The organism is Maribacter sp. 6B07, assembly GCF_002700155.1.
Lineage (GTDB): Bacteria > Bacteroidota > Bacteroidia > Flavobacteriales > Flavobacteriaceae > Maribacter > Maribacter dokdonensis.
Genome location: NZ_PDUT01000002.1, coordinates 61,274 through 76,877 on the forward strand (window position 1 = coordinate 61,274; position 15,604 = coordinate 76,877).

20 protein-coding genes are annotated in these 15,604 nt (G+C 34.9%); 8 read left to right on the forward strand and 12 right to left on the reverse strand.

Annotated features, from left to right (window positions below; genetic code table 11):
- Window positions 1–23: 23 nt before the first annotated feature.
- A complete protein-coding gene (locus CSC80_RS10090) occupies window positions 24–443 on the forward strand; it encodes a nucleoside-diphosphate kinase (protein WP_071341764.1) in 420 nt (139 codons plus the stop codon).
- A gap of 72 nt (window positions 444–515) precedes the next feature.
- Here CSC80_RS10090 and CSC80_RS10095 read toward each other — a convergent pair whose 3' ends face one another.
- The 3 genes from CSC80_RS10095 to CSC80_RS10105 are packed head-to-tail and all read right to left on the reverse strand — an operon-like array spanning window position 516 to window position 2,310.
- Window positions 516–812, reverse strand: a complete 297-nt coding sequence (locus tag CSC80_RS10095) for a DUF721 domain-containing protein (protein WP_058103334.1) — start codon at window positions 810–812, stop codon at window positions 516–518.
- Window positions 812–1,231 carry a lipocalin family protein gene (locus CSC80_RS10100; RefSeq protein WP_099191555.1) on the reverse strand — a complete coding sequence of 140 codons (420 nt, stop codon included), beginning with the start codon at window positions 1,229–1,231 and terminating at the stop codon, window positions 812–814. Before CSC80_RS10100 ends, CSC80_RS10095 begins: the two co-directional genes overlap by 1 nt.
- A complete protein-coding gene (locus CSC80_RS10105; RefSeq protein ID WP_099191558.1) occupies window positions 1,231–2,310 on the reverse strand; it encodes a DNA replication/repair protein RecF in 1,080 nt (359 codons plus the stop codon). The genes CSC80_RS10100 and CSC80_RS10105 overlap by 1 nt, the downstream gene beginning before the upstream one ends.
- A gap of 123 nt (window positions 2,311–2,433) precedes the next feature.
- On the opposite strand from CSC80_RS10105, the gene CSC80_RS10110 reads away from it, so the two are divergent.
- The 7 genes from CSC80_RS10110 (at window position 2,434) to CSC80_RS10140 (ending at window position 8,617) form a co-directional block, all read left to right on the forward strand.
- The gene (locus CSC80_RS10110) at window positions 2,434–3,201 is read left to right on the forward strand and encodes a tetratricopeptide repeat protein (RefSeq protein WP_099191560.1); all 768 of its coding nucleotides are present in this window, start codon (window positions 2,434–2,436) and stop codon (window positions 3,199–3,201) included.
- Window positions 3,201–3,683, forward strand: a complete 483-nt coding sequence (gene ribH, locus CSC80_RS10115; RefSeq protein ID WP_058103330.1) for a 6,7-dimethyl-8-ribityllumazine synthase — start codon at window positions 3,201–3,203, stop codon at window positions 3,681–3,683. The genes CSC80_RS10110 and ribH overlap by 1 nt, the downstream gene beginning before the upstream one ends.
- Before the next feature lie 155 nt (window positions 3,684–3,838).
- On the forward strand, window positions 3,839–4,111 hold the full coding sequence (locus tag CSC80_RS10120) for a riboflavin synthase subunit beta (RefSeq protein WP_317038720.1): 273 nt from the start codon (window positions 3,839–3,841) through the stop codon (window positions 4,109–4,111).
- Window positions 4,111–5,964 carry a DNA mismatch repair endonuclease MutL gene (gene mutL / locus CSC80_RS10125; RefSeq protein ID WP_099191562.1) on the forward strand — a complete coding sequence of 618 codons (1,854 nt, stop codon included), beginning with the start codon at window positions 4,111–4,113 and terminating at the stop codon, window positions 5,962–5,964. Before CSC80_RS10120 ends, mutL begins: the two co-directional genes overlap by 1 nt.
- On the forward strand, window positions 5,965–6,708 hold the full coding sequence (locus tag CSC80_RS10130) for a rhomboid family intramembrane serine protease (RefSeq protein WP_099191564.1): 744 nt from the start codon (window positions 5,965–5,967) through the stop codon (window positions 6,706–6,708).
- 3 nt (window positions 6,709–6,711) lie between these two features.
- Window positions 6,712–7,590, forward strand: coding sequence for a rhomboid family intramembrane serine protease (locus CSC80_RS10135; protein WP_058103326.1), 879 nt, complete (start codon window positions 6,712–6,714; stop codon window positions 7,588–7,590).
- A 1-nt stretch (window position 7,591) separates the two neighbouring features.
- Entirely contained in the window at window positions 7,592–8,617 is a 1,026-nt protein-coding gene (locus CSC80_RS10140; protein WP_180268600.1) for an endonuclease/exonuclease/phosphatase family protein, read from the forward strand.
- Here the strand turns inward: CSC80_RS10140 and CSC80_RS10145 are convergent.
- The 9 genes from CSC80_RS10145 to udk all read right to left on the reverse strand — a co-directional run bounded on the left by CSC80_RS10145 (window position 8,604) and on the right by udk (window position 15,522).
- Window positions 8,604–8,924, reverse strand: a complete 321-nt coding sequence (locus tag CSC80_RS10145) for a DUF6122 family protein (RefSeq protein WP_099191568.1) — start codon at window positions 8,922–8,924, stop codon at window positions 8,604–8,606. The two genes, CSC80_RS10140 and CSC80_RS10145, sit on opposite strands and share 14 nt — an antisense overlap.
- Window positions 8,917–9,546 (reverse strand): WbqC family protein, encoded by a 630-nt coding sequence (locus CSC80_RS10150; RefSeq protein WP_099191570.1) that lies wholly within the window; start codon window positions 9,544–9,546, stop codon window positions 8,917–8,919. The genes CSC80_RS10145 and CSC80_RS10150 overlap by 8 nt, the downstream gene beginning before the upstream one ends.
- A 5-nt stretch (window positions 9,547–9,551) precedes the next feature.
- Window positions 9,552–11,252 carry a signal peptidase I gene (lepB, locus tag CSC80_RS10155; protein ID WP_099191572.1) on the reverse strand — a complete coding sequence of 567 codons (1,701 nt, stop codon included), beginning with the start codon at window positions 11,250–11,252 and terminating at the stop codon, window positions 9,552–9,554.
- A 94-nt stretch (window positions 11,253–11,346) separates the two neighbouring features.
- Window positions 11,347–12,048 (reverse strand): 4-hydroxy-tetrahydrodipicolinate reductase, encoded by a 702-nt coding sequence (dapB, locus tag CSC80_RS10160; RefSeq protein ID WP_099191574.1) that lies wholly within the window; start codon window positions 12,046–12,048, stop codon window positions 11,347–11,349.
- A 2-nt stretch (window positions 12,049–12,050) separates the two neighbouring features.
- Entirely contained in the window at window positions 12,051–12,710 is a 660-nt protein-coding gene (locus CSC80_RS10165; RefSeq protein WP_236973370.1) for a DUF5683 domain-containing protein, read from the reverse strand.
- Window positions 12,703–13,611 (reverse strand): ParB/RepB/Spo0J family partition protein, encoded by a 909-nt coding sequence (locus CSC80_RS10170; RefSeq protein ID WP_058103319.1) that lies wholly within the window; start codon window positions 13,609–13,611, stop codon window positions 12,703–12,705. Before CSC80_RS10170 ends, CSC80_RS10165 begins: the two co-directional genes overlap by 8 nt.
- A gap of 2 nt (window positions 13,612–13,613) precedes the next feature.
- Window positions 13,614–14,387 (reverse strand): AAA family ATPase, encoded by a 774-nt coding sequence (locus tag CSC80_RS10175; RefSeq protein ID WP_058103318.1) that lies wholly within the window; start codon window positions 14,385–14,387, stop codon window positions 13,614–13,616.
- A gap of 188 nt (window positions 14,388–14,575) precedes the next feature.
- Complete coding sequence (locus CSC80_RS10180) at window positions 14,576–14,908, reverse strand: septum formation initiator family protein (RefSeq protein ID WP_058103317.1); 333 nt, start codon at window positions 14,906–14,908, stop codon at window positions 14,576–14,578.
- Window positions 14,908–15,522, reverse strand: a complete 615-nt coding sequence (udk, locus tag CSC80_RS10185) for a uridine kinase (protein ID WP_058103316.1) — start codon at window positions 15,520–15,522, stop codon at window positions 14,908–14,910. The genes CSC80_RS10180 and udk overlap by 1 nt, the downstream gene beginning before the upstream one ends.
- Window positions 15,523–15,604 lie beyond the last annotated feature (82 nt).

Below are 15,604 nucleotides of genomic sequence, written 5' to 3' on the forward strand. Positions count from 1 at the left end.
TATTTTTGCGCAAAAATTAAGATATGAGTACGAATAGAACGTTTACAATGATTAAACCAGATGCCGTTGAAAACGGACATATTGGGGCTATTTTAGAAAAAATTACTGCTGCTGGTTTTAAAATCGTAGCGATGAAATATACACAGTTAAGTTTAAGGGATGCACAAGAATTTTATGGTGTGCATAGAGAGCGCCCTTTCTTTGGTGAATTGGTAGAGTTTATGACCAGAGGCCCAATTGTAGCTGCAATTTTAGAAAAAGAAAATGCAGTTGAAGACTTTAGAGCTTTGATCGGTGCTACAAACCCTGCTGATGCTGCAGAAGGTACTATACGTAAAATGTTTGCTACCAGTATTGGTGAAAATGCCGTACATGGTTCTGATAGCGACGAAAACGCGGCTATTGAAGGTGCTTTTCACTTTGCAGGAAGAGAAATTTTCTAAGACAATATTTTTATGAATTAAAAAGCCAGTTCTTTAGAACTGGCTTTTTTTGTCTTATTCAATTATAGATGTTTATCTAAGTATCAATTTCTTCACTACTTCTTTTCCAATTTCTTCATTGATCATTCGTACTATTTTAGATTTGCCTAGGCTTAGCTCTTCGCGCAATACGGAAGAACTTAAAGAAACATACAAGGTGCCAAATTTCAGCTCAATCTCTGTAGTATAGTTGTCTACACCGTTACCCATTAATTTAGCCCATGCAGCTCTTGCATCGACTTTGTCTATTCCTTTTTCTAATTTATTCTTTTGAATAAATGCAGAAAGTGCCTCTTTCATTGAAGTATTTTCGTTTCCTCTGCTTGCCATTATGGGGTTATGTTTATAGGTTCAAATCTATTATATCTATAGGTGACACCTTCGCTATTTTTTACCGAAAAACTTTTCTCATCTAATGAGGTCAACACTTCTTCCCATATGTTGGAATCGTTAGTGTATTTCATAAAAATAGAGTCATTAGAAATTCTAATAAAAAAAGCTTCGGCGTCGTTTGATGTTTCAAAGGTGCCATTAAATTTTGGATCTACTTTTTTCCTAAATCCTGATAATGAATCTAACTTTATATAGTCGACTGTACTATTAATTGAGTATTCTTTTTTTGCTCCATCTACGAAGGTAACTTCTTTTATTTCCCAATACCCATTTAGCAAGTGTAATTTGTCTTTGTCAACTTTAGCACCGCAAGAAATTAGAAATAGAGAGAGAATAAGAGTAAGCTTTTTTATCATTACAATTTAAATATTTTATAGGATTGATGAGTTTTTTTAACAATGCTCTCGGTACGGTCGGCGTGGGTGTCACTAATGAATATTTGCCCAAAATTCTCATTGTTTACCAATGTAATGATATGGGAGACCCTATGTTCATCTAGCTTGTCAAAAATATCATCAAGAATTAAAATAGGTGTTGTGCCACTTTGAGATTTCATAAAATGAAATTGAGCAAACTTAAGGGCAATCAAATATGATTTTTGTTGGCCTTGACTTCCGAATTTTTTGATTGGGTATTGGCTGATCTCAAAGCTGAGGTCGTCTTTGTGGATGCCAACACTTGTATATTGTAAGGCGCGGTCTTTGTCTAGATTTTTGTTTAATAGCGTAAGCAAATCATAATCTTTTAATTTACTTTCATAAGAGAGGGAAACATCTTCAGAATTGCCGGTAATAGCTTTGTATTGTTCTTGAAAAATAGGAATAAACGCTTCTAGGAAAGAAGTTCTTTTTTTATAGATTTCAGAACCATAAGTATGCATTTGCTCATTATAAACTGCCAGCGTATCGTTATTGAAAGTTCTATTGGCAGCAAAATATTTTAAAAGTGCATTTCTTTGAGAAACAACCTTATTATACTTAATGAGGTTTTGTAAATACGATTTATCTGATTGAGAAATGACTCCGTCAATGAATTTTCTTCGTGTTTCGCTTCCTTCAATGATCAAATCCCTGTCTGCAGGAGATATGATAACTAGCGGCAACAGTCCTATATGGTCTGCAAAACGTTCATAAGCCTTACCGTTACGTTTAATTATTTTCTTGTTGTTTTTTTTAAGGCTGCAAACAATTTTCTCTTCTCTACCTTCTTTTTCAAACGTACCGTCGATCACAAAAAAATCTGATCCATGTCTAATGTTTTGAGAAGAGACTGGGTTGAAATAACTTTTTCCAAAAGACAAATGATAAATAGCATCTAAGATGTTTGTTTTACCTATACCATTAGCGCCTACAAAACAATTTATTTTTGCATCAAAAGCAAGTTCTTTAGATTCAAAATTTTTATAATTGATCAGTGATAATTGTCTCAGCAGCATTAAAAATTTCCGATTTTAGATTTGGTAGGATGAAAACTAGCTTAAAATATCCAAAAATAACGAATAAATACACTTTGCGATTTCAATAAAACCATTATTTTTGCGCGATCAATAAATTTACAGATGGCAACATATAAGAAAAGAGGATATAAACCTGAAACAAAGGCTGAACAGCAAGAATTTGATGAACAGGAAAGCACAACAGCTGAGGTTTTTAGTTCTTTAGATGAAGGAGCTTCAAGGTCAGAAGAGTGGGTTTCTAAGAATCAGAACTATATTTTAGGTGCCATTGGGGTAATAGCTATTAGTGTTTTGGCATATTTGGCGTACAATCAGTTTGTTGAAAAACCAAAGGAATCAAATGCGGCAAATGAAATGTATTACCCGCAGCAATATTTTGATCAAGCTTTAGTAGCGACCAGTCAAAAAGATTCATTGTTTACTTTGGCTTTAGAAGGAGCTGAAGGTAAATACGGTTTCTTGGATATCATTGAGGAGTATAGTGGTACTAAAGCTGCAAACTTGGCAAATTACGGTGCAGGTATGTCTTACTTGAATATGAACAAATATCAAGAGGCTATCACTTATTTAGAGGATTTTAGTTCTGACGATGCTATTTTAGGTTCGTTGGCCAAAGGTGGTCTAGGTGATGCTTTTATGCAATTAGACCAACCTTCCGATGCTTTAGGGTATTATGAAGCTGCTGTAAAACATAGCGGTAATGAATATACAGCCCCTAAATTTCTTTATAAAGCAGGTGTTACTGCATTGGAAATGGGGGAGAAGGATAAGGCTTTGGAGTTTTTTGAAAGAATAAAGAACGATTTTCCAAAATCAGAAAATGCTAGTTCAATAGATGCGTTTATTGGTATGGCTAAAAGTGCTGAATAATGGCAACAGAAAATAAAAATTTATCGGCTTACGATAAGGCAACAATCCCAAACGCGAACGGACTTCGGTTTGGGATTGTTGTTTCAGAATGGAATTCAGAGATTACCGAAGGTCTGTATAATGGTGCTGTTGATGCATTGTTAGATTGTGGTGCCCAACGTTCTGATGTTATTCGATGGGATGTTCCCGGAAGTTTTGAACTTACTTTTGGTTCAAAAAAAATGATACAATCCCATAAGGTAGATGCTGTGATTGCCATTGGTAGTGTAATACAAGGTGAGACCAAGCATTTTGATTTTGTTTGCGATGCCACTGCGCAAGGCATTAAAGACCTGAACGTGATTACGGATGTGCCTGTTATTTTTTGTGTGTTGACCGATAATAACATGCAACAAGCTATTGATCGTAGTGGAGGTAAACATGGTAATAAGGGCACGGAGGCAGCTATTGCCGCAATTAAAATGGCTGTTCTTGGCAACTAAGGTTTCCGGTCTTTTATTTTTAATCTGTTTCTAACTATTTTAGAGGTAACGGTTGACAGCTTCAACTGTTAACAAATTTTGGCATTCCTATTATGCCCTGTTTTTCTATTTTAAGTAACTTTGAGGTTATGGGGATGTTGAGTAAAATAACAAAGTTGCGAAAGAATAGGCGGTTTGAGTATAACCCCAGATTTTATGATGATAAAGGAAAAGGGAATCCTTACAAAATTGAGCCTAAATTTGACCAATTTCGCAGTACACTGAATACATCTCGAGGTTTAAAAAGAAAAATCAACAGTGCCATAGAAGACGCTAAAAGAAAAGGTGATCGCAACCTTAAGATGAGAATGGTCATCATTATAGCTGTTTTGGTTTTGATTTTTCTTTATATAATTGATTTTGACCTCTCAATTTTCTTTTCTTCATAATGGCCGATATTATTAGACTTTTACCAGACCATGTAGCAAACCAAATTGCTGCTGGTGAAGTGGTACAACGCCCATCATCAGTAGTTAAGGAGCTGATGGAAAATGCCATCGATGCCGGTGCAACCGATATTCAACTAATTATAAAAGATGGTGGCAAAACACTTATTCAAGTAGTTGATAATGGTAAGGGTATGAGTGGTACAGATGCCCGTTTGAGTTTTGAACGCCATGCAACGTCAAAAATTCAAAAAGCTGAAGATTTATTTAATTTGCATACCAAAGGCTTTAGGGGAGAGGCACTTGCATCTATTGCTGCTATTGCCCATGTAGAGATGTTGACCAAAACCGAAGATGATGATATTGGTACAAAAATTAAGATTGAAGGCAGTAAAATTGTTTCACAAGAAGTAGTAGTTGCTCCAAAAGGGACTTCTATGTTGGTAAAGAATTTATTTTTCAATATTCCGGCTAGAAGAAATTTTTTAAAATCTGACCAAGTCGAGTATAGACATATTACCGATGAATTTCATAGAATTTCATTGGCACACCCTCAGGTAGCATTTAGTTTTTATAATAACGGGAGTGATGTTTTTCAATTGCCGGCCAATGAATTCAGAAAGCGTATAGTTCATATTTTTGGAAGAAAGACCGACGAGAAACTGGTTCCGGTCGAAGAGGAAACTCAGGTAGTAAAAATATCAGGATATATTCTAAAACCAGAATTTGCTAAAAAGAGTAGAGGAGAGCAGTTTTTCTTTGCTAACAACAGATTTATAAAAAGTCCGTATTTACATCATGCAATTTTAGGTGCTTTTGAAGGAGTGATAAGACCAGGAACGCATCCTGGTTATTTTTTGAATTTAGAGGTGGATCCAGGTACAATCGATATTAATATACACCCTACAAAAACAGAAGTTAAATTTGATGATGAGCATACATTGTACGCTATGTTGAAATCTACCGTTAAGCATAGTTTGGGGCAATTTAACGTTGTGCCAGCGCTTGATTTTGAACAAGACCAAAACTTAGATATTCCGTACTCTTATAAAAATAAGCAGATTGGTATTCCGCAGGTAGTTGTAGATGCTTCATTTAATCCGTTTGAAACAACTGTTAAAACATCAAAAGGAAATAACAGTACAGGTAATTATAAAAAACCAAAAGTTGAAGGTTGGGAAAATTTATATGCGGGACTAGAAACCAAGGTAGAAAGTAATGTTAGTCATTTGGAATTTGAATCTGAGGTAGTGAATAGCACTATCTTTGATGATGAAAAAGAATCTGTTGAGCCGACTACTACTACGTTTCAATTGCGTAAAAAATTTATAATTACAACTATAAAATCTGGAATGGTAGTTATAAATCAGAGTAGGGCACATCAACGGGTGCTTTATGAAAACTTTTTAAAGAACATAACTATTAAAGAAGCCGTAAGTCAGCAATTACTTTTTCCGTTGACTTTGTCATTTTCACCAGGTGAAATGAACATTTTAAAGGAAATTAAAGAGAACCTTTGCACTGTTGGTTTTGTATTTGGTGATTTGGACGATGAGGGTGTTGAGATAAAAGGAGTTCCTGTTTTGGTCGCTGAGAGCGAAGTACAAATGATCATGGAGCAGTTGATGTCAGATTTTCAACAAGAGGTGCCTGGAGATAGTTTTTCCCAAAGTGATATGTTGGCAAAAACATTGGCAAAAACCCTGTCTGTAAAAACAGGGGAATCCTTAGACGAGTTTTCTCAAGTAAAGTTGGTCAACGATTTATTTGCTTGTAAAGAGACTACATTAAGCCCTTTTAACAAAAAAGTATACGTGACCATTACCGAGAATGATATTGAACGAAAATTTATATAGATGGGAAGAATAACAGAAACTATAAAACATTTACTGATTATTAACGTGCTATTCTTCATTGCCACACAGTTGTATGGGGAACAAATGTATGAGTTGTTTTCTCTTTATTTTCCTAAGAACGAGCATTTTCAACTATGGCAATTAATTACCCATATGTTTATGCATGGGGGTTTTATGCATATTCTTTTCAATATGTATGCGCTATGGGCTTTTGGTTCGCCTTTGGAGCAAATGTGGGGCAGAAATAAATTCCTGTTCTTTTATATATCAGCTGGTTTAGGTGCTGCTTTAATACATATAGGGGTGAACTACTATTATTATAATGCGGGTATGAGTGCTTTAATGGAGGCAGGCTTAGCTGAAAGTAGTATTCTTGAAATCATTAATAGCGGTCAGTATAGTACAGAATGGTACAATATAGCGGATCGTTCAACCATAGATAATTTCTTAGGGGCGTTCAATACACCTGTAGTGGGTGCTTCTGGGGCTATTTATGGTATTTTGGTAGCTTTTGGTATGTCTTTTCCAAATAGTGAATTGTTTTTAATTTTCTTACCGGTACCTATTAAGGCTAAGTTTTTTATTCCCGTTTTAATAGCATTAGATTTGTTTTCTGGCGTTACCGGGTATAGTTTGTTTGGTCAAGGAATTGCCCACTTTGCACATGTTGGTGGGGCACTCTTTGGATTTTTGATGATGTGGTATTGGAAGAAAAATCAGTTTAATAATAATAGGTGGAACTAAAGTATGGCTCAACCAGATTTAAAATATCAATATAGTAGGCTAAACATTGCCGAAAAATTAATTGTTATTAATGTCATTGTATTTCTAATAAATGCGTTGGTACCGTTTCTCTTAGGCTTATCCGGCAATAGTATTGTTAAGTGGTTTGAACTGCCAAATGATATTGTAGATATTGCTTTTCAGCCATGGTCTATAATTACCTATTCTTTTTTTCATGGTGGTTTTGGTCATTTATTTTGGAATATGCTTTTAATTTATTTTGTTGGACGCATTTTCTTAAATCTCTTTGATGCAAAACGATTTCTTAATGTCTATGTATTAGGAGTTATTCTTGGGGGATTGTTTTTTGTTTTGGGTTACAATATTTTTCCGGCATTTTTTAATACAAATGCCTATCTAATTGGTGCTTCTGCAGGGGCTAGTGCCGTATTGATTTTTATATGTACCTATCTACCCAATCAAGAGGTTAGGGTTATATTCTTTAATGTGAAGTTGTGGATTGTGGGCGCAGTCGTTGTGCTTAGTGATTTAATACAGTTGCCTATAAGTAACTCAGGAGGACATTTAGCGCATTTAGGTGGTGCGTTTTTAGGGTATTTGTATGCGAGTCAATTGGCAAAAGGAAATGATATTGGTTCTGGTTTTTCTAGGTTTATGGATAGTATAGCAAACATGTTCAAAGGGACAGGAAAGAAGTCCAACATGAAGACCGTATATAAGAAAGAGAATACATCAAAATCTAAATCCACGGTCAGTGATTATGATAAGAAATCTCATCAAAAGAAAATAGATGCAATTCTAGATAAAATAAGTAAATCTGGCTATGAAAGCTTATCTAAGGCTGAAAAAGATTTCTTGTTTAAAGCGGGAAAAGAAAATTAAAATGAAGAAATTATCTTTTTTCAATAAAATCATGTGGTTTTTAAACGTGATTGCAACTCTTACTTTGTTTTTAGCGTGTATAGTACCTTATACCTCAATTGCTAGTTTAGCCTTTATTAGTTTGGCGGTGCCGGTTTTGGTGTTGTTCAATATGTTGTTTTTTTTGTATTGGCTAATTGGAAGAAAAATCAATATGTTATTGTCGCTGTCCGTATTGATTTATGGATATATCACCTTGGGTTCCTTTATCGCTTTTAATGGTAGAAGTAATGAGAAGATTGAAGAAGATACCATTTCTCTACTTAGTTATAATTCATTGGGTTTTCGAAGTAAATATCATAATGAATGGGAAACATTAACTACTCCGGAAGTGATAGAATTTGTAGAAGGAGAAAATCCTGATATAATCTTTTTTCAGGAATTTCAACCAATTTTTATTAAGGATGATATGTTAAAGGATTACCCTTATAAGGCTAATAAATTCAAAGATAAAGAAGGAGTGTCCAGTAAAAATTTAGCTATTTTTTCTAAATATAAAATCATTGGAAATGGAGAGTTGGATTTTCCCAATACCTTCAATGGTGGAGTGTATGCTGATATCCTATTTAAAGGAGATACGATTCGTTTTTATAACCTACATTTAGAATCGTTGAGCATTAGACCTAACTACATTAAAAAAGAAAGATCAGATAAGCTATTTGTACGTTTAAGAGATTCTTTTGATAAGCAAGAAAGACAATCTAATTTGGTAAAGGAGCATATAGAAAGCAGTCCATATCCGGTTATTGTTGGCGGAGATTTCAACAATACGCAATTCTCAAAAGTGTATTTTAATATCAAAGGAAATTTAAAAGATTCCTTTTTGGAAGCGGGTCATGGTTACGGGGAAACCATCAAGTTTTGGAAGTTTCCTTTTAGGATAGATATGATTCTAACAGACCCTTCATTCAAAGTTGTGTCACATAAAAATTACAAGATCAATATATCTGATCATGAGCCAATTATGGCTACTATTAAAATCCCTTAGTAATAAAAAGGCAATCAATTACATCTGCTAATATATGTATGAGCAGTGCCGCACCAATGATTCTCGTTTTCTTAAAAGTAAGTAATAAAATGTAAATGGCTATCGCCCAATAGGTATGTAATGGGTGAAAATCAATACTGCAGCGGTTAGAATCAAACATTGGTGTAGCCAACAGGTGGTCCACATCTATAATAATACCCGATAAAAGAATTACTGCAGACCAAAATTTGTTTTCACGGTAAAAGTAGATGGCAATGACAATCGGTACTAGAAAATGAATGCCATAATGTGCTATAAACCTAAGCATTATCTTTATAGATAAAATCTTTTCGAAGATATTCAATGGAATTTGGTCCCATGTTGAAAAGCAGGTCTAAAATGCTTAAATTAGGTATGAAACCATGACGATCCCCAAAAACCTGAGTGTAAGGTTCTATAGTAAGGTTGTGTTTTAATTTGGTATTGATCAAAAATCTAAAATCTTCATGTTCACTTAGGGAAACTTCAAATTCTTTTGTAGATTCTTTGGGCATTTCCATTTGTAAACACTCGAATATTGTTTCTATTGTTTTTAAATTGTAATCTAACAACTTATCATATGGTTGGTCATATAATGGTTTAATCTCGTCTTCGTAAAATTCAAAAAACGGAGATGTTCTGTAAGCAGTTTGCAGGGTGCGCCAATGTTGCCTTTGCCATGGATAGGAATTGTCTATTAAAACATCTTTATACTTCTGCCTGCCTTGTTCTTTACCAACATGAATAATCGGTATGCTTAAAATATGCTTGCCGCGATCATTTGAAATGTAGGTTCTATTTCTAAATGTCTGCTTTTGATAATTATCATGTACTTCCCAACATGTAGGTTCATGCAGAACATAGCTAAACGTTAGTATATTTGGAAAGTATGAAGGATGAATTACTTTCATCTGCCTTATTTAGTGCTCTTATTACGTTTCCAGAACCAATTTCCAACTAGATAGGCAACTAATAGTATCAAGAAATACTTAAAATAAGATTGTGGTTCTCCGTCGCCATTTACTGTGGTAAAAATACGATCCCATCTAGGTCTCCAATTGGAAATGCCTTCGGTAAAGTTGTCAAAACTCATCCAAATAAAGATAGGGGTGCCCACAATATGATTTTCAGGCACATAGCCCCAAGCTCTACTGTCTTCAGAATGATCTCTGTTGTCCCCCATCATCCAAAAATAATCTTGTTGAAATGTATAGCTGGTCGCAGGTTGTCCATTGATGCTAATTTGATTTCCGGATATAGAAATTTCATTGTTCTCATATTCTTCGATTATCTTCTTATATAATGGAAGAACTTTTAAATTTAAAGCTACAGTAGCACCTTTCTGAGGAATGTAAATAGGACCTAATTGACTATAGTTCCAAGGATAGTCAGGACTTTGAGGAAATAAATTGATCCCTCGTCTACCTTTTTCTGTTACTTGTTGTACAACAGAATCTATGTTGGAATCTTTTCTTAGTGAATTGACCATTTCAGTGGTTAGCGGAACCGTACGCTCACGATCGGTAATTTCTTTTAACGATAACCTGTATTTGGAAATTAGGTTGGCTGGAATACCTTTTGATTTGGTAAATAATTCAATTTGTCCGTTTTCACTTTGGTTAAACCCAATAATGTAGTTTCTAATTCCGTTAACTTGTTCTTGGTTTAAGGGGTTTGATAGGTATTTTCGTGTAAAATCCGTAATGCCTAAGTTGTCCAAAGCTCTTGATGAAACCCCTTTTGAGCTGTAAATAGTGTAGTCAAATTGAGGTTTAGCACTTTTAGGTAGTTCTAATTGCTTGCCGTTTATAAAGACGTAACCATTACGGACTTCTAATGAGTCCCCTGGAATACCCACACAGCGTTTTACGTAGTTGGATTTTTTGTCAATAGGTTTGTCTACACCTTTTTCCTTTTTGAAGAAAACCCTAACTGTATCGGCAGGCCAACTAAAAACTACAATGTCATTTCTTTCTACTTTGGTAAATCCTGGTAGTCTAAAATAAGGGAGTTGTGGCTTTTTTAAGTAAGATGGCACACCTAAAACAGGAAGTGTGTCGTGAACCATTGGCGCAGCAACCGTCGTCATTGGTGTTCTTGCTCCGTAATGAAACTTGCTAACAAATAGAAAATCACCCACCCTAAGCGTGCGTTCTAATGAACCTGTAGGTATTACGTAAGGTTGTATAAAATAGGTGTGTACCAAGGTGGCCGCGACAACAGCGAATAAAATGGAACTTACCCACTCTCCGGCAGCCGTTTTAGGTTGTAAAGATCTGTCTTCTATATAAGTTACTTCTAAGGCATAATTTACATAGTAAATATAAAAACCTAGCGTTAGAACCACTATCCATGTTTCTAGCTTGCTATTTCTGCCAAAACTTCTAATGGTTTCTACCCATATAACAGGAAACATTAAAAGATTTATAATTGGTATGAACAACAAGATCACCCACCATTTTGGTCTGTTGATGATTTGCATTAAGACAATGGCGTTATAGACAGGTATTGCAGCTTCCCAAGCTTTTCTACCGGCTTTAACGTATAATTTCCAAGTTCCTAAAAAATGGATAACTTGTACAATGAGAATAAATATAATCCATTGAGTGCCGTTCATCTTCTTTGTTTTTTATTGAAATAGTTTGAATTATGATAACATGCGCTAGATATCAATAATCCATGAGTCTTAAAGATTTATTTTTGTTACGTTTTTAACCAAGGTTTAACACATCTCTCATTGAGAATACACCTGTTTTTCCAATAATCCATTCTGCTGCGGTTACCGCACCCAAAGCAAAACCTTCTCTGTTATGCGCGGTATGTTTTATCTGAATGCTATCAACAACACTATCATAGGAAACGGTATGTGTTCCTGGAACCTTGCCAATTCTTTTTGATGTAATTTTCAATGATTCGGCAGACGCACTATCTAGTTTCCATTCTTTATAATTGGAGTTTGCAATAACCCCTTCAGCCAAAGTTATAGCTGTGCCACTGGGTGCATCTAATTTTTGCGTGTGGTGAATTTCCTCCAATTCAGCCTTATATTCTGGTATATTCTGCATCATTTTAGCCAAATAATTATTCAGCTCAAAAAATATGTTTACACCCAAGCTAAAATTAGAAGCATATATAAACGCTCCTTTTTTATCCTTACACAAACTAACGGCATCTTCATAATGATTTAACCAACCCGTTGTTCCGGATATGACCGGTACATTGTTATTGATACAAGTAGTGATGTTATTGAAAGCAGCGCTAGGCATACTAAAATCAATGGCAACATCCATTACGCTAAAGTCAATGTTTTCTGTATTTTCATCAATTTTGGCTACTATTTCATGACCACGATTCAAGGCAATTTGCTCTATCATCTGACCCATTTTTCCGTATCCGAAAAGTGCAATTTTCATTCTTAAAATTTTATAATTAATGCCATGCCGTAATTTGGACTATTGGTTACTTGATTAAAATCTAAGTAAGGCTCAAAGTCTATACTGAGGTCATCGTCAATATTAAACTGTTTTAAATGTGCGTCAACATTAGCATCTACAATATTTAGGGCGTATAACCCTATAGCTGCAACCAACCAAAGGTCGCGGTCATTTTGAAAACGTTCTTGTTGGTATTCAAGGTCATCTAAGTCCAAATCTGGGTCTGCACCTTCTGGGTTATCTCCATTGATATCATAATATTCATCATCTGTAAACCCGGCCTGCCTTCTTTTAAAGGCAGTTCTAAAACTTTTGTACTGATTGTTATTCCATGTATAAGCGTATATACTGCCGCCAATGGCTCCCCAAACAATTGGAACTTTCCAGTATCTCTTGTTATAGATTTGTCCCATACCGGGTAGTACGGCAGAGTAAAATGCAGCTTTACTAGGGGCTAATGGTTTAAATTCTCTTTCTACCTTTTTCAAGGCAACAGAATCTTTAATGACTATCCCTTTTTTGGCAAGGTCTGCCTGTACGCTATCTATTTCAGTTTTAGGTATAGAATCTTGCTCCTCTTGTGAAAAGGTGAAATTAATAAATAGCAAAAGTGTACTAAATAATAAAAGATAGTTACGCACCTGTTATCAATTTTTTGATACGGTCAAATTCCTCTTGAGACTTAAATGGTATGGTTATTTTTCCTTTGGCATTATCGGTAGATTTAATATCTACCTTTACAGATAAGGCATCCGTTAATTCTTTTATCCCTTTTCTAACAAATACAGCTGGGTCGTTCTTCGCCTGCTTTTTGACCTCTGTAGGGGCTTCTGCCTTAGAATGATATGCTTTTACGGCGCTTTCGGTATCTCTAACAGAAAGGTTGTCAAATATAATTTTCTCGTAAATTGAAATTTGATCTTCTTTTTTCTCAATATTGACCAAAGCCCTACCATGCCCCATACTTAGAAAACCATCGCGCATACCTGTTTGAATAATAGGGTCTAGCTTTAAAAGGCGTAAATAATTGGCAATAGTAGATCTTTTTTTACCAACACGTTCGCTCAACTTTTCTTGTGTAAGATTTATTTCATCTATTAAACGCTGGTATGAAAGTGCTATTTCTATAGGGTCTAAGTCTTGCCTTTGTATATTCTCAACCAAAGCCATTTCCAAAGACTCTTGGTCATTGGCAATACGTATGTACGCAGGTATAGTTTCTAAACCTAATAGTTTAGAAGCACGAAACCTTCTTTCACCTGATACTAGCTGAAATTCATTAAAACCTAGTTTTCTAACGGTAATTGGTTGTATAACCCCCAATTCTCTTATAGAAGTAGCAAGTTCCTTTATGTGTTCGTCATTGAAATTTGAACGTGGTTGAAACGGATTTACCTCTATATGGTCTAAATCCAATTCAATTATATTTCCAACAACTTTATCTGCATTTTTGTCAGATGCTGTGTTTATGTCATTCTCCGGATCTTTTAAAAGAGCCGAAAGTCCTCTACCTAAAGCTTGTTTTTTAGTCGCTTTTGCCATACTTAAACCGTCTGCTTATTTTTTTTGACTATTTCATTAGCCATGTTCAAATAATTTGTTGCCCCTTTACTGGCAGCATCGTATTTGATAATACTTTCACCATAACTAGGAGCTTCACTTAACCTAACATTTCGTTGAATTACGGTGTCAAATACCATATCTCCAAAATGCTTTCTTACTTCATCTACCACTTGGTTAGATAATCGCAACCTTGAGTCGTACATCGTCAACAGCATACCTTCAATGTCCAATTCAGAATTATGTAGTTTTTGTACGCTCTTAATTGTATTCAGCAATTTGCCTAAACCTTCAAGTGCAAAGTATTCGCACTGTATAGGTATTATAACTGAATCTGCAGCAGTCAATGCATTTAAGGTCAACAATCCTAAAGAAGGAGCACAATCAATTAAAATATAATCATAATCGTTCTTAAGGTCCGTAATGGCCTTTTTCATCATGTATTCGCGCTCATCCTTATCTACCAGTTCAATTTCAATGGCAACAAGGTCAATATGTGCCGGAATAAGGTCTACATTGGGTGATGTGGTCGGTATGATCGTCTCACGAGCACTTTTGGTGTGTTCCAAAAGTTGGTAAGAACCCAATTCAACCCCATCGACATCTATACCAAGCCCAGAAGTAGCGTTCGCCTGGGGGTCAGCGTCTATCAATAATACCTTTTTTTCCAATACACCTAGCGAGGCAGCTAAATTTACTGAGGTAGTAGTTTTGCCTACACCTCCTTTTTGATTGGCTATAGCAATAATCTTGCCCATGTTCAAAGTAAGTTAGGTGGTAAAAATACAATTATTTATGAGGCTAATGAAAGCTTTTTGTTAACACTAAGTGAATAAGCACTCACTTTTCATTAATAATGCGTTAAACTTTTAGTTTTGAAAAGGTTAAGACTTGGTGTAACATAAAGTATTTAGAAAGTGAAAAACTTATTAAAATGATATGAAAATTATTTTTTATCCTTAAGTTTTAGACTATCCTCATATTCAATAAGATAAATTTCTTCGTTCTTTTTCTTAAGATAATACTCTTCTCTGGCAAATCGTTCCAACTCATCTTCGTCAGATAATTTTTCTATAATCTTTTTATCCTTGGCAATTTCTTCTTTTAAGAATTCTTGTGTTTTCTCAAGCTTCTTAATTTCTTTTCTTAACTCTAGGTGTATTAACAATGAATTGGTGTCAAAAAAAAGCATCCAAACAACAAAAACGGTCAAGACCAACACATACATGTTGGTCATGATTTTAAACCATTTTTTTTGTTTTAAATCTTTGAATGCCATTATGACTGCATTATTTTTTCGTTGATGATACTCTTTACAATTTCAACGGCTACTGTATTGTATTTATTATTAGGTATAATAATATCAGCGTATTCTTTGGTAGGCTCAATAAATTGTTCGTGCATTGGCTTAATGACCGATTGATATTTTTCAAGGGTTTCATCTAAATTCCAACCACGTTCGTTTACATCTCGTTTTAGTCTTCTAATTAATCGTTCATCTGTATCTGCATGAACAAATATTTTGATATCGAACATTTTACGAATAGCAGAATTGGTCATGATTAAGATACCCTCTACTATGATAACTTTTGTAGGGTGGGTAAGTACAGTTTTTGCGGTTCTGTTACATTCAAGAAAAGAGTAGACCGGTTGCTCTATTGATTCTCCGTTCTTTAAGGCGATTAGGTGTTGTTCCAATAGGGCAAAGTCAATGGAGCTTGGGTGGTCAAAATTGGTCTTTCGTCTATCTTCTAATGATAAATGAGACAGATCGTTGTAATAAGAATCTTGTGAGATTACACCAACTTCTTCATTGGGCAATTCATTGATGATTTGATTTACTACCGTGGTTTTTCCACAACCGGTTCCACCAGCAATACCTATAACGAGCATACATTGAAATTTAATGCAAAAGTACATATTTGAATTTCAAAATTACCTAAACTTAAAAATCAACTTTTAATTAACATTGCTT